The organism is Tepidibacillus fermentans (genome assembly GCF_004342885.1).
GTDB lineage: Bacteria > Bacillota > Bacilli > Tepidibacillales > Tepidibacillaceae > Tepidibacillus > Tepidibacillus fermentans.
This window is the reverse complement of sequence record NZ_SMAB01000021.1, coordinates 1-13,844: the sequence shown is the minus strand read 5'-3', so window position 1 is coordinate 13,844 and position 13,844 is coordinate 1. Positions and strand designations below refer to the sequence as shown.

The following is a 13,844-nucleotide window of genomic DNA, read 5'->3' as shown; positions in this document are numbered from 1 at the left end:
TTTCTTCATAGTAATGTTCAAATAAAAAAGCAACCTAATTTATTATACATCAATTGGGGGGTAAATAAAGATGAAGCTTAAGAAGTTATTTTTATTCGGATTAATTGCTGTGTTAATGTTAACATCTGTTGCTTGCAGTCAAGGTACAAATGATACGCAAGCTACTTCTAAAGATGGTGTAACAAAAATTAAGATTGCAAACTATTTTGCAGAAGATCATCCTCAAAATGTCGCATTAAGAGAAAAATTCAAGAAGATTGTTGAAGAAAAGACAAATGGAAAAGTTGTTGTTGAAATATACCCAAGTAACCAACTGGGTGATGAGGCGCAATTTACCAATGGTGTTCGAAATGGAACAGTTGAAATGGCTATTACGGGTATGGGATTACAAACTGCTAATCCAAAGATTGGTGCAGTCGAGTGGCCATTCTTATTTGAGAGTTATGACCATGCACGAAAAGCATTAAACGGTGAAGTTGGAGACGAAATTGAAACAGAGTTTCGTAAATTAGGTGTAGAACCTTTAGCATGGACAGTAAACGGTTTCAGAGTCATTTCTGCTAATCGTCCAATTAAATCAATGGATGATTTCAAAGGTTTCCGTTTAAGAATGCCAAACATTCCAATTTTCGTTAATACAGGTAAAGCATTAGGCGCTAATGTACAGCCGCTTCCATTATCTGAAGTATTTACTGCATTAGAACAAAAAGTTATTGATGGTCAAGAAAACCCATACGCAACATTAAAAGCTTCTGGTTTCTATGAAGTTCAGAAATACGTATTAGAATCAAATCACATGTTTAGTCCAAACGTTTATTTAATGAATAAGAAGTTATTTGATAGTTTTGATAAAGAAACACAACAAATTATTAAAGAGGCTGCTCAAGAATCTGCAAATTACGAATGGGAACTTTTATTAAAATCAGAAGAAGATGTTAAAAAGTTCTTAAAAGAAAAGGGTCTTGAAATCATTGTTCCTGACGCTCAATTTAAAGAGCAAATGGTTAAAGCAATGGACCCCGTATATCAAGATCTATATAAACAATATGATTGGGCAAAAGCGTTTGTAGAAAAAGTTCGTAATTCTAAGTAATAAACTATTGCCATGGGAATAAATCCCATGGCAATATCAATCCATTAAGAGGTGAGGCGAGATGGAGAAACTATTAAAATTGTTAAATGGCATTTTAAATGCGATTATTGTATTGGTCCTTAGTATTATGGTTATTCTCGTTTTTCTAAATGTTGTTCTCCGATACGGATTTGATTCTGGGCTCACATGGTCGGAAGAGATAGCCCGATTCGCATTTGTGTGGGTTGTATTTTTAGGAGCAGTGGTAGCATTAAAAGATAAAAGCCATTTAGGGGTAGACTTACTAACAGCGAAACTCCCTTTATTTATACAAAAAATATTATATGTTATATCAAATCTTTTAATTGTAGTTGTTTTAGGATTATTTATAGATGGATTACTGAAAATGATGGAATTAAATAAATTAGTTAAGGGACCTGCAACAGGAATTCCTATAAATATCCTCTATTGGGCCGGATTATTTGCTGCGGTAGTTATGATTGCTATAAGCATCGTTCAGACCGTTCGTTTTGTTTTCTTTAATCAAGATCCTCCTCCTTGGGTCAAAACAGAAATGGATTCAACAGTGAAGTTAAGGGAGGGGAAATAAAATGATATGGTTATTTTTAGGAAGTTTATTTTTCTTCTTACTTATTGGTGTTCCTATAGCTATCTCAATGTTACTTAGTGCCATAGCAATGATGTTAGCATTAGGTATTTTTGACACTCAAATAATTGCTGAGAATTTGATTAATGGTGCGAATAGTTTTGCGCTAATGGCCATTCCATTCTTTGTATTAACCGGGGAAATCATGAATGTTGGTGGAATTTCTCAAAGGATCGTTGATTTTGCCAGTTCGTTAGTCGGTCATATTCGTGGCGGCTTAGGTTATGTAATGATTATCTCAGGTGTTATATTTGCTGGATTGTCTGGATCCGCTGTAGCGGATACTGCAGCTTTAGGTGCCATACTAATCCCAATGATGGTAGCAAAAGGTTATAATGTCAATCGTTCATCCGGTTTAGTAGCTGCAACAGGTATACTTGGAACTATTATTCCTCCAAGTATTCCGATGATCCTATTTGGAGTAATTGGTGGAGTTTCAATTACTAAGTTGTTTATGTCAGGTATTGTTCCTGGAATTTTATTGGCAACTGGTTTAATTACGGTATGGTATTTTGTAGCTAAGAAAGATAATGCTCAAACCATGCCAAAAGCAACAAAAGAAGAAAGATGGAAAGCGTTTAAAAGAGCATTTTGGGCATTATTGCTCCCACTAATCATTATCGTTGGATTACGTGGAGGTATTTTTACACCTACCGAAGCAGGCGTAGTTTCTGCAGTATATGCATTAATTGTTAGTTTTGGCTATAGAGAAATGAAACCAAGAGATTTACTAAAAGTATTTATTGAAGCAACCAAAACAACTGGAGTTGTTATGTTCTTAGCTGCAACCGCAATAGTTTCTGGTTATGTCATCACAGTTGCTCAAGTGCCTTTAGAATTAGCCGAGTTCTTGCAAGGGCTTACAACTAATCCAACCATTTTAATGATCATTATTATGATTTTCTTATTATTAGTAGGTATGGTTATGGACTTAACTCCAGCAATTTTAATCTTCACACCTGTTTTATTGCCTGTGATTACTCAAGTGGGAATTGATCCCGTTTATTTTGGATTATTGGTGGTTATTAACTTATCGATAGGGTTAATTACACCGCCTGTTGGTACTGTACTATATGTAGGGTGTGGAATTAGTAAGATAAGTTTAGTTGAAATTTCTAAGGGTGTATTACCATTTTTAATTGTTGAAGTAATTATCTTATTCCTTTTAGTTTTATTTCCCGAACTAGTAACCGTTCCGCTTGGGTGGTTTGCTTAAAAAAAGATTTAAAAAAATAGGGGGATTATAATGGTTCAAAATGGTCTTTTTAAAGGCATTATCCCACCAGTATCAACCATCTTTAACGAAAACCTAAAATTGGACCGCCAAGGAATGGGGAAATTAATTGATTTTCTCATTGATTCGGGAGTACATGGATTATTTTTCTTAGGTAGTGGTGGCGAGTTTAGCCAGATGTCTTTTGAAGAGCGAAAAGAAGTTGCTGCATTTGCAACAGAATATGTAAAAGATAGAGTACCCGTTTTAATCGGAACAGGTGGAACCAATACGCGTGAAATCATTGCTCTCAACCAACATGCTAAAGAAATCGGAGCAGACGGTGTTGTGATTATTAATCCATATTATTGGCCATTAACGGAAGAGAATTTATTGGCTCATTATGGCGAAATCGCCGAAAACACGGAACTACCGATTTTACTCTATAACTTCCCAAATCTGACAGGCCAAGATTTAACACCGGAAATCGTGTTAAAGTTAGTAGATAAATACCCGAATATTGTTGGTATCAAAGAAACGGTTGATATGGCAGGGCATATTCGAGAAATGATCCTGAAAGTAAAAAGCAAACATCCTCATTTCTCTGTTTTAGCAGGTTTTGATGATCACCTTTTAAATACGCTTTCCCTTGGTGGAGATGGTTCGATCTCAGCCAGTGGAAACTTTGCACCTGAATTAACGGTAGGAATCTATCAAGCATTCCAGAATAGGGATTATGAAAAAGCGATTGAGTTACACAAAAGATTAGCATTCTTGCCTCTTATGTATAAGTTAGATTCTCCATTTGTAAATGTAGTTAAAGAGGCAACAAAACTTAGAGGGCTTGATATTTCCACTCATGTTCTCCCACCTGCTCGTCCTTTAAGTGAGGAGAAAAAGCAAGAATTGATTGCAATATTAAAAGATGCCTCTCTTTTATAATTAATGAAACATATTTGGAGTAAATTATGGGTTATCTATATTGGGATAGTGAAAACACTATCCTTTTTTATTGCAAATAAACACTGAAACCACACTATTGGATTAATCCTTTACAACAAGAAGTAGTAGTTCTTTGCGTTATTACTCCAGTTTTTTTTTTGAATCATTATGAATCAGAGAAAGGTGGTTATTATGAGAGTAGCTATAGATATAGGGGGTACCTTTACGGACTTAGTACTATGTTGATGATGATGGGAGAATCGGCATTGCTAAAAGTCATACTACCCCTCCAAATTTTGAACAAGGCGTAATTGATGTCATTGAGAAAAGTAATTTGGATCCGAGAGATATAGAAACATTTATTCATGGTACTACTCAGCTGTTCAATCATTAATCATTACTGGTATTTCTTACTACATATTCATGGACTTAAAAACAAGAATTGCCCCTGATCGTTTTACACCCGAAATTTGGAGAAATTAAAAATAGAAAATAAATCTCATAAGGAAGAAATGAGTAAATAAGAAAAACCTTTTGACATAATATGATCCCCTTATATTAGACAGAATAGAGATCTGTTTACTATATAGGGGATTTTAAATGACCAATTTTATTCTTCAAATATCGAGACGCGATCTCCTGATGTTGTAATTCCCGAAAAATTATCAGGGTCAAACTGTTCCCAATGGGTAGTCTCATCTAAAATCATAGCACCTTGCTGTTGTAAACGCTGAAAGTCATCTTCAGACAAAAAGATATACTCATACTTATTCAGATAACGAATCCTCCATAATGTTTTACCCTTAAGTTCTGCAAACCATTGATGCAATTTTTCGCAACCTTCTTCAATTTTAGTTAGTTTTTTTTCACATAATGGACAGAGGTATTCCATTATTTTTTCCCCTCGCATTCAATGATAAAAATTGGCTTCTCGCCAATTTATCTAATCTAACTTCTAACTTCTAATTTCTTTTTATTATATGTTATGCAACTATTCGATAAATTTCAATCATCAATTGAATTAATTTTATCAATTTATTTTAATAATTTTTTGATTCATTGTGAATAAATGGAAGTGATTGATTCATCGAATAATGGTTTCATGAATCGGGTAACGTAACTTTAACAAAGGAAAAGGAGGGGAATCCATTTGAAAAAGGATCAAGAACAAAAAATCCCGCCTCATATTGATATGGTAGAACAAATGGTTCAATCCTCACCAAAATTAAAAAGAAAAGCAAAAAAAGGGAAGGAATAACGGAAGCTTTAACTCCTGAAAGGAGAGAAAAGAATGATAACCGTGATCGGGTTTATAACGATATTTTTGATCCTTCTTTTCTTACTCATCAGTTATTACTTTTTAGTTAAAAAACCAAAAACGGCCAAAAAGGAACAATCTAATATCATTCAGCTGCAAACCGATGGATTTGATTTTATTCTCTATAATGGAAAGGTAAAAGAATTAATAACCGATTATCATCGGTATCTTGCAGACTTAGATGTGGTAGTCTATAGTAAGAGATTATTTATTGGTTTTTTAGAACCAAAATATGCTTACATAGACATTCCAGCAAAAGCCATTCAATCGGTAAAGTATGAACCCAATAAACTAACAATATCTTGTTTTAAAGAATTATCTGGTACGAAAAAGATTGTCATAAAAACAAAAACAACCCAACAACTTTATCATTTAGCCAAAAAGATTGATTTTATCTCACGAAGATCAAAAAAAGTTACTGCAATATGAAAGAAAAGGGAGTTCGAGGCTCCTTTTTCTCATTTTAAGTCTTGATTCATTTTTTTCAATCAAGTTGGTTAGTAGCGTTAAGCTAAAACTTAAGACAAAGTAGAAGATGACGACATCAGTCGAATAATATGATGATCTATGAATAGACAGCCATTTGAAGTGTCATCCATAAACCTATCAGAAGAATATTTAATGCTCCTCAAAATGAGCGTACTCTTTCATTCCTACGAAAAGTTTTGTAATATTTATCCATAATTTTCGTTATAAAATTTTTGTTGACAGTTTTATTATGAGGTGGTACTATTTATTCATCTGTTATGAAGCATTGATTTGATGAAGTGAATAAGTGTTGTATCCTTATCTAGAGAGGTGGAGGGACTGGCCCTATGAAGCCCGGCAACCTACCATAATATTATGGGAAGGTGCCAATTCCTGCAGGACTTTTTGTTCTGAAAGATAAGGAAAGGACTTTCGTTAAAATTAGGGATCCTTTCTGAGTTTTTCAGAAAGGATTTTTATTTTGTCAATGTAGAAAAATATCAACAAGCTTTGTTGTGACATAGAAAGTGGTGAATAGAATTGATTCGACTTCATAAGGTGAAAAAAGTATATAACGGTAACAAAGAAGAAGTTGTTGCCTTAAAGGAAATTAATTTAGAAATCGAAAAAGGTGAAATCTATGGGATCATTGGTTACTCTGGGGCTGGGAAAAGTACATTGATCCGCTTAATCAATATGTTAGAAGAGCCAACAGAAGGGGAAATTTGGGTAGATGGTCGCCAAATGAACCGATTAAGTCAGAAGGAACTTCGTAAAGCGAGACAGGAAGTTGGGATGATCTTTCAACACTTTAATTTATTATGGTCCCGAACGGTTTTTGAGAATATTGCCTTTCCTTTAGAAATTGCTGGTGTACCAAAAGAAGAGATCAATCAAAGGGTGAATGAGTTAATCGATCTTGTTGGTTTAACAGAAAGGGCAAATGCCTATCCTTCAGAATTAAGTGGTGGGCAAAAACAAAGAGTAGGGATTGCTAGAGCTTTGGCGAACCGTCCAAAGGTATTGTTAAGTGATGAAGCTACTTCCGCGCTTGATCCCAAAACGACGGATTCAATCCTTGAGCTGTTGCAAGAGATTAATCGAAAAATGGGAATTACCATTATCTTAATTACTCATGAGATGCATGTGATTCAAAAAATTTGTCATAAAGTAGCTGTGATCGATCAAGGAGAAATTGTTGAAGAAGGCCCTGTACTAGAGGTGTTCACCCACCCAAAACAACAAATTACTAAAGAGTTTGTCAAGCAAGTAACTGAACATATGGATACAGAAGAAACCATTCGCCAAATCCCGTTGGAAAAAGGAAGTTACATTTTAAAATGTAAATTTGTCGGTGAAAACGCCAACCAGCCAATTATTAGTCGCTGGGTGAAAACATTAGATGTTGAGGCCAATATTTTAGAAGGAAACATTCAATATGTTCAAGGTTCTTCCTATGGTTCGTTATATATTCAAGTGAAGACAACAGTAGATAAATTAAACGAATCGATTCAATTTCTCTCAAATTGCGGGGTAGAAGTGGAGGTGGTGGAGAATGTGGTTGGAACCAAGTGAATGGACGCAGCTATTTGAAGCAGCGTTAGAAACATTATATATGGTTGGAATATCGGGTTTATTTACCGTCATCCTTGGAATACCATTAGGAATCTTTTTGGTTCTAACGGATAAGGGACAATTATTAGAAAACCGTATACTCAATATCATCTTATCTGTCATCGTGAATGTTTTCCGTTCAATACCATTCATTATTTTGATGGTTTTATTAATTCCTTTTACTCGTAAAATAGTAGGGACACCGATTGGCTCTACGGCTGCAACCGTACCTTTAATCGTTGGGGCTGCGCCATTTTTCGCTCGGCTAGTTGAAACTTCCTTAAGAGAAGTGAATAAAGGGGTCATTGAGGCGGCCTTATCGATGGGGGCGAATATCCGCCAAATCATTTTTAAAGTCTACCTACCTGAAGCGATGCCTTCCATTCTGTCAGGGATTACTGTTACCTTGGTTGCCTTGATCAGCTATTCAGCTATGGCTGGAGTTCTGGGCGGCGGCGGCCTAGGAAATATGGCAATTATTTATGGTTATCAGCTTTATAACACACCTGTTATGTTAGTTACAACTGCTGTTATTCTACTTCTCGTCCAATTGGTTCAAACTCTTGGGGATCACATCTCTAAGAGAATAGATAAAAAATAATAAATATAGGGAGGAAAGTTTAATGAAGAAATTATTTGTTATTCTTCTCGTTGCGATTTTAAGTTTAAGTTTAGTAGCTTGTGGTGGTACCAAGCAAGAGAATCAAGGAGCAAATGCTGGTCAAGGAAAAACTGAAGCAATTACCTTAGTTGTTGGTGCAACAGCTGTACCACATGCTGAAATTCTTGAAAAAATTAAACCAACTTTAGAAAAAGAAGGCGTGAAATTAGACGTCAAAGTATTCCAAGATTATGTTCAACCCAATATTCAATTATCTGAAGGACAACTCGATGCGAACTTCTTTCAACATGTTCCTTACTTAGAATCGTTCACAAAAGAACGTAACATCACCAATTTGGTAAATATCGCGAAAGTTCATGTTGAACCAATGGGTATTTACTCTAAAAAGGTGAAAAATTTAAATGAAGTACCTCAAGGAGCAAAGGTCTCTATTCCAAACGACCCTTCAAATATGGGAAGATCTCTAGTGCTTCTTCAAAAAGCAGGATTAATTAAGCTTAAAGATGGTGTTGGGATTAAAGGAACAGTTTCAGACATTGTTGAGAATCAAAAGAATTTAGAAATTGTACCTTTAGATGCGGCAATGCTTCCTAGATCTTTAGAAGATGTAACACTTTCTGTCATCAATACGAACTATGCTCTACAAGCAAAATTAAATCCTGTAAAAGATTCTTTATTCATTGAAGATAAAGATTCTCCTTACGCTAACGTATTAGTCGTTCGTAAAGGCGATGAAAATAAAGAAGCAATTCAAAAATTAGTAAAGGCATTAAATTCTGAGGAAGTAAGAAAGTTTATTGAAGAGAAATATAATGGGGCAGTGGTCCCAGCTTTCTAAAAATCTTCATTTAAATAGGCTGACCTAAAAATAAAGATCAGCCATCGCAGATACAATATATATTGTCAACTAAAAGAGATTACTCTATATAAAGTAATTTTAAGATGGGTGCTGATCCTTGTGATTCAGCCCTTTTTTTTTTGATTTAAATAGGGATAAGCTGCATATAGATAAAATATACAAGCTAAGGGAGGGAGCATTTTGAAAAATTTTTATAAGGTTTTTATATTTTTATTTATGATTTATGCCATTTTTATGTCGTATTATTTGTTTCAAACCCATCAAGCACTTCCAAGTTCATATGCCGGTGGTCCGGCCGATCCAGCGACATTTATGACAAGTCAACAACTACAAACAGCAACTATTTTTTCAAGAATCAAGGATTTTCTTTTTTTCATGGGAGTACCATGGGAATGGGCAATTTATCTCTTCGTCTTAGGTACAGGTCTTTCCACGGCTTTTTATTTTATCGCGAAAAAAATACATAAACGGTCCTTATTCTTACAGGCGAGTATTTATGTATTTTTATTAAGTATCGTCATGTTTTTGTTACAGTTTCCTTTGAAATATTACTCATATAAGGTAAGCCGGGATTATGGGATCAGTGTTCAACCTTTTGAGGCATGGATGACTGATCAGGGCAAAAGCATATTACTGGATCTTGTGATAACGATTCCGATGGTTTGGATTTTATATACCATCATTCGAAAATCACCAAAAAAATGGTGGTTTTGGTTCTGGTTGATCTCGATTCCCCTAACGATCATGATGTATTTTATTCAGCCGGTTGTCATTGACCCTATTTTTAATGATTTCCAGTCCTTACAAAACCAAGAATTAAAAGGGGAGATTCTTGCATTAGCCGAACGAGCGGATATTCCTGCAGATCAAGTCTATCAAGTGAACATGTCTAAAAAAACAACTGCTATGAATGCCTATGTAACAGGAATCGGATCGAATGCAAGAATTGTTCTCTGGGATACGACATTAAATAAATTAGAAAAGGATGAAATACTGTTTATTATGGCACATGAAATGGGGCATTATGTCTATCATCATATTTATTGGATGTTATTAGGATCGATCATTGCGTCATTTTTTCTTTTTTACTTTGTGTATCGATTGGTACATTGGGTCGTTCGACGGTTTGGACATTATTGGGGAATAGAACGAGTCGCTGAGCTAAATTCTCTTCCTGTATTTTTGCTACTTCTTTCATTATTAAACTTTACCATTTCACCAATAGAAAATACGATTTCTCGATATTCGGAAAGAGCTGCTGATGAATATGGAATTCGAATGACACATAATCCAGATGCAGCGATTCGTTCTTTTCAAAAATTGACAATCAATAGTCTAACTGAACCTAATCCACCAGAGTTGGTGAAAGTATTCTTATACACTCATCCGACAATGGTAGAGAGGTTATATACCATCAGTAATGAAACGAAGCAGATTCAAAAACAAAACACGGAGAAAAGGACAAAAGAATAAGGGGGATGGGAAAACAGTGATAGGTAAAGACTATCGCTGTTTTTTTGCTTCGTGACACAACAGAGTACAAAATTTTGTGAGCAATAGCTCCTTTAAAAGAAATACACGGACAACGGAGCGCGTTGGAATATACAAACCTGATGTATCTTGTATGTTCTAACATTGATTCATTTTTGGGTTAATCTTTAACACTTCTTATATATTAAAATGTTTAAAAAATATGGTAATATAACATTGTGAATGAAAGGGGGAATTGAAATGATCAAGCAACCAATTGTACCGGTTGCTTTGAAAGAATGGGCTGTTAATATCGAAGCACTTGCAAATGGTACCCAAATTCTCTTAATGAGAAAAGGCGGGATTCATGAGGAAACCAAAGAATTTCAATTAAAAGAAGAAATCTTCTATCTTTTTCCTACATATTTACATCAAAAAAAGGAATTACTAAAATCAGAATTTCAATCCATGATTGATGAGACATTGAAACAATTTGATGAAAAGAAGAAGCTAGTAGACATCCAATACCTAGCAGCAGTAGTAGAAGATATTCAATTACAAGATGAAAACCTTATAGAAAAACTTCTTCCTTATCACATCTGGTCAAAAAATTTTGCAGAAACAAAGTTACATTGGAAGAAGCAAAGTCCCCTTCATGTCCTCTTGGTAAGGGTATACCGATTGGAACAACCGATTCATATCTCTCTAAAAGATGAGTATAATGGATGCAAATCTTGGGTATTCATTGAAGAGAAACTTCCTCAAACCAATGCAATCCCTGTTTTAACCGATGAGGAATTTGCAAAGCAAGTGAAAATCATTCATGAAATTTTAGAAAATGGAGAATGAGGTGAAGAAACGATGTTTGACGTTATTATTGTTGGCGGAGGAGTTTCAGGTTTATCCGCAGCTATTTTTACAGCCAATGCAGGCTTAAAAACACTTGTATTAAATGATGGCAAATCACAAATTACACGTGTAAGTTCTGTTCAAAATATTCCAGGTTTTCCTGAAGGTATTTCGGGGGAAGAGTGGATTCAACGAGCAAAACAACAAGTAGAAAAATTTAAAGGAACATTAAAAGATGAAAAAGTTGTAGAAGTGATCAAAAACGATGAGGGAACATTTGAAGTGAAAACAGAGAGTGAAACCTACCAAACAAAATATCTAGTTATCGCAACAAACGTAAATAAAGACTTATTAACTCCATTTGGCTATGAAGCAGTAGTAAATTCTTATGTACCGAATAACAAAGCCAAATCGATTCCAAATATTCCATTCACAGGAGAGACCTCAGTAGAAAATCTCTATATGGCTGGTTTAGTCACAGAGATTCCTAGCCAAGTATCTGTATCCCTTGGCCAAGGAGCTGCTGTTGGAATCGCCGTTGTTTCCAAAGAAAAAGGCACACCCTATATGTGGCATGATCTATAAGAAATAAAAGGCTTAACCAGAAAGGTCGTCAATAGATGACTAATGGTTAGGCCTTTTTTTGTAAATCCCTAAAACAGGTTCCTTTTTCTATAATAAATAACTTGACACAATTAAACTAACTTTTATATAATAACTTACAAAATGTAAGTTTTTTAGGGAAAGGAAATGTGCATGGTCCCCTCATTATTTATTAGTCATGGAGCTCCTACGTTAGCCATTGAAGATAATGATTATACTCAGTTTCTTCAAAATTTAGGTCGTCGGATCACACCAAAGGCGATTGTCATATTTACGGCTCATTGGGAAAGTGAAATCACGACGATTTCTTTTAAAGATGATGTTTATGAAACGATCTACGATTTCTATGGATTCCCGGAAGAACTTTATATGATGAAATATCCAGCAACAGGTTCTATCTCCATTGCATCAATGGTCGAGGAAAAGTTGAAAATTCATGATATTCCTGCAAAAAGTGACGAAAAAAGAGGATTAGACCACGGTTCATGGGTCGTATTGCAGCTTTTATATCCAAATGCAGATATTCCTGTCGTTCAAGTTTCAGTAAATCCTTATCTTATTCCTAAGGAACAATTTAAAATCGGAGAAGCTCTTCGTGATCTTGGGGAAAAAGATATTCTCGTCATTGGTAGTGGAGGAACTTCCCATAATTTACGAATGATAAAATGGGGGCAAACAACTCCAGAACCTTGGACCGTTGCATTTGATGATTGGTTAGTCGATCATGTACAAAACAGGAAGTTAGATTCATTATTTCATTATGAAAAGTTAGCCCCAAATGCTCGTTTGGCAGTACCAAGGCCTGAACATATCGTTCCACTTTTTATTGCATTTGGAAGTGGAGAAGAAAATAAGCAGCCAAAGTTATTACATCGAAGTTATCAATTTGGAACATTAAGCCATATTGTCTTTGAATTTTGATAATACTACTCCTTTTTAAAACATTGTTCTAACCATATCAGTTACAACAAGTGGAAGCAAAGTTTTTTCGCTCATAATGAGATTATTACGAAAGAACAATGTACCATTGGGGAGCCATTGTTGCAGCGCCAGGCTATACAGATCCATCTGTTTTCGGTGCTGACGGGAATCCATATGGAACAAGTGTAACCATTGACCAAAATGGCAAGATGATAGAAGATGTTCAAGCTGCTGTTAAAAATCAAGCAAAACGTACAGTACAAGTCGCTAGCTGGGTTAAACAAGCTAATCAATAATTTATAGGTAAGGGCTATCCTGTGTGATTTAAAGATCTTGGGTTAGCCCTTATTAATTTAGGATTTAGACGTTAGTTGTAAACCGATAATTCCCACAATAATAAAACTAATGAATAAAATCCGAACCAGATTCTTTGGTTCATGAAATAAGATTATTCCTAGAATCACAGTGCCCACTGCACCAATACCAGTCCACACCGCATAGGCCGTCCCAATCGGTAATACCTTCAATGATCTTGATAAGAGACCTAAGCTCCCGATCATCGCAATGATTGTTCCTACACTGGGCCATAATTTTGTAAATCCATGTGAGTATTTAAGGCCGATCGCCCAAGCGGTCTCTAATAAACCAGCAATAAATAATGAAAACCAAGCCAACGTAAAAAGACTCCTTTCTTAAAGAAAACTATAATTCCCATCATAACTTGTTTCATTCCTCCAAGCAACTTATACCATGATATGCGTAAAATATTTCTCGAGGAGATTGGTAGAAAATACTAGCAAAAAAAGAGAAGGCGTTCTATCGTAAATGTATGCTTTAGCAGGCAAATACATTTAGAAAAGAGGCCTTCTCATGGATACAATTATATCAAGCATATATCAGTTAATAAAGAGTACAAATAATTTAATCGAGTTAGAGGAAAGCATTCAAACTTATATGCAAGAAGTATTTAGTTCCTTATTGGGGGAAATTTTTACACAGTTAGATCAAGTCATTAAGAAAAAGAGACAAGATAAAGGTTGGAAAGTAAAAAGGGAAGATTGGAAAACAGTTCAATGTAGCTTTGGTGCAGTGCGTTTTCGACATACATTAATGGGAGATGAGAAAGGAACGCCCCATTATCCTTTTGATGAATGGGTGGGAATACGAAAAAACCAACGGTACAGTCCATTTGTTGAAGTCAAAGTTGCAGAATTAGCAAGTGAAAA

15 protein-coding genes, 2 pseudogenes and 1 riboswitch are annotated in these 13,844 nt (G+C 35.1%); of the genes and pseudogenes, 15 read left to right on the top strand and 2 right to left on the bottom strand.

What is annotated here, in order from left to right:
- Positions 1–70 precede the first annotated feature (70 nt).
- The 5 genes and pseudogenes from EDD72_RS10765 to EDD72_RS10745 all read left to right on the top strand — a co-directional run.
- On the top strand, positions 71–1,093 hold the full coding sequence (locus EDD72_RS10765) for a TRAP transporter substrate-binding protein (protein WP_132770169.1): 1,023 nt from the start codon (positions 71–73) through the stop codon (positions 1,091–1,093).
- 61 nt (positions 1,094–1,154) lie between these two features.
- Positions 1,155–1,682, top strand: coding sequence for a TRAP transporter small permease (locus EDD72_RS10760; RefSeq protein WP_132770167.1), 528 nt, complete (start codon positions 1,155–1,157; stop codon positions 1,680–1,682).
- 1 nt (position 1,683) lies between these two features.
- Positions 1,684–2,955, top strand: a complete 1,272-nt coding sequence (locus EDD72_RS10755; RefSeq protein ID WP_132770165.1) for a TRAP transporter large permease — start codon at positions 1,684–1,686, stop codon at positions 2,953–2,955.
- Positions 2,956–2,985: 30 nt separating this feature from the next.
- A complete protein-coding gene (locus EDD72_RS10750) occupies positions 2,986–3,894 on the top strand; it encodes a dihydrodipicolinate synthase family protein (protein ID WP_132770163.1) in 909 nt (302 codons plus the stop codon).
- A gap of 192 nt (positions 3,895–4,086) precedes the next feature.
- Positions 4,087–4,282 (top strand): annotated as a pseudogene (locus tag EDD72_RS10745) (hydantoinase/oxoprolinase N-terminal domain-containing protein); the annotation flags it as partial.
- Between the two features lie 222 nt (positions 4,283–4,504).
- Here EDD72_RS10745 and EDD72_RS10740 read toward each other — a convergent pair.
- Entirely contained in the window at positions 4,505–4,786 is a 282-nt protein-coding gene (locus EDD72_RS10740; RefSeq protein WP_132770161.1) for a hypothetical protein, read from the bottom strand.
- A 399-nt stretch (positions 4,787–5,185) separates the two neighbouring features.
- Here EDD72_RS10740 and EDD72_RS10735 point away from each other — a divergent pair, with 399 nt between their 5' ends.
- The 9 genes and pseudogenes from EDD72_RS10735 to EDD72_RS10695 form a co-directional block, all read left to right on the top strand.
- Positions 5,186–5,641, top strand: coding sequence for a hypothetical protein (locus tag EDD72_RS10735; RefSeq protein WP_132770159.1), 456 nt, complete (start codon positions 5,186–5,188; stop codon positions 5,639–5,641).
- Between the two features lie 354 nt (positions 5,642–5,995).
- A riboswitch (SAM riboswitch) is annotated at positions 5,996–6,104 on the top strand.
- A 116-nt stretch (positions 6,105–6,220) separates the two neighbouring features.
- Positions 6,221–7,255, top strand: coding sequence for a methionine ABC transporter ATP-binding protein (locus EDD72_RS10730; RefSeq protein WP_132770157.1), 1,035 nt, complete (start codon positions 6,221–6,223; stop codon positions 7,253–7,255).
- Positions 7,236–7,895, top strand: a complete 660-nt coding sequence (locus tag EDD72_RS10725) for a methionine ABC transporter permease (protein WP_132770155.1) — start codon at positions 7,236–7,238, stop codon at positions 7,893–7,895. The genes EDD72_RS10730 and EDD72_RS10725 overlap by 20 nt, the downstream gene beginning before the upstream one ends.
- A gap of 22 nt (positions 7,896–7,917) precedes the next feature.
- Positions 7,918–8,754, top strand: coding sequence for a MetQ/NlpA family ABC transporter substrate-binding protein (locus EDD72_RS10720; protein ID WP_132770153.1), 837 nt, complete (start codon positions 7,918–7,920; stop codon positions 8,752–8,754).
- Positions 8,755–8,955: 201 nt separating this feature from the next.
- The gene (locus EDD72_RS10715) at positions 8,956–10,248 is read left to right on the top strand and encodes a M48 family metallopeptidase (RefSeq protein WP_243643827.1); all 1,293 of its coding nucleotides are present in this window, start codon (positions 8,956–8,958) and stop codon (positions 10,246–10,248) included.
- Between the two features lie 258 nt (positions 10,249–10,506).
- Positions 10,507–11,094, top strand: coding sequence for a DUF1802 family protein (locus EDD72_RS10710; RefSeq protein ID WP_132770151.1), 588 nt, complete (start codon positions 10,507–10,509; stop codon positions 11,092–11,094).
- 12 nt (positions 11,095–11,106) lie between these two features.
- The gene (locus tag EDD72_RS10705) at positions 11,107–11,679 is read left to right on the top strand and encodes an NAD(P)/FAD-dependent oxidoreductase (RefSeq protein ID WP_132770149.1); all 573 of its coding nucleotides are present in this window, start codon (positions 11,107–11,109) and stop codon (positions 11,677–11,679) included.
- A 171-nt stretch (positions 11,680–11,850) separates the two neighbouring features.
- A complete protein-coding gene (locus EDD72_RS10700; protein ID WP_132770147.1) occupies positions 11,851–12,618 on the top strand; it encodes a DODA-type extradiol aromatic ring-opening family dioxygenase in 768 nt (255 codons plus the stop codon).
- A gap of 95 nt (positions 12,619–12,713) precedes the next feature.
- Positions 12,714–12,914, top strand: a pseudogene (locus EDD72_RS10695) (NAD(P)H:quinone oxidoreductase, type IV); the annotation flags it as partial.
- A 57-nt stretch (positions 12,915–12,971) separates the two neighbouring features.
- On the opposite strand, the gene sugE reads toward EDD72_RS10695, so the two are convergent.
- Positions 12,972–13,292 (bottom strand): quaternary ammonium compound efflux SMR transporter SugE, encoded by a 321-nt coding sequence (gene sugE, locus EDD72_RS10690; protein ID WP_132770145.1) that lies wholly within the window; start codon positions 13,290–13,292, stop codon positions 12,972–12,974.
- Positions 13,293–13,488: 196 nt separating this feature from the next.
- Here sugE and EDD72_RS10685 point away from each other — a divergent pair.
- A partial coding sequence (locus EDD72_RS10685) for a UPF0236 family transposase-like protein (RefSeq protein ID WP_207893698.1) occupies positions 13,489–13,844 on the top strand: 356 nt, incomplete at its 3' end.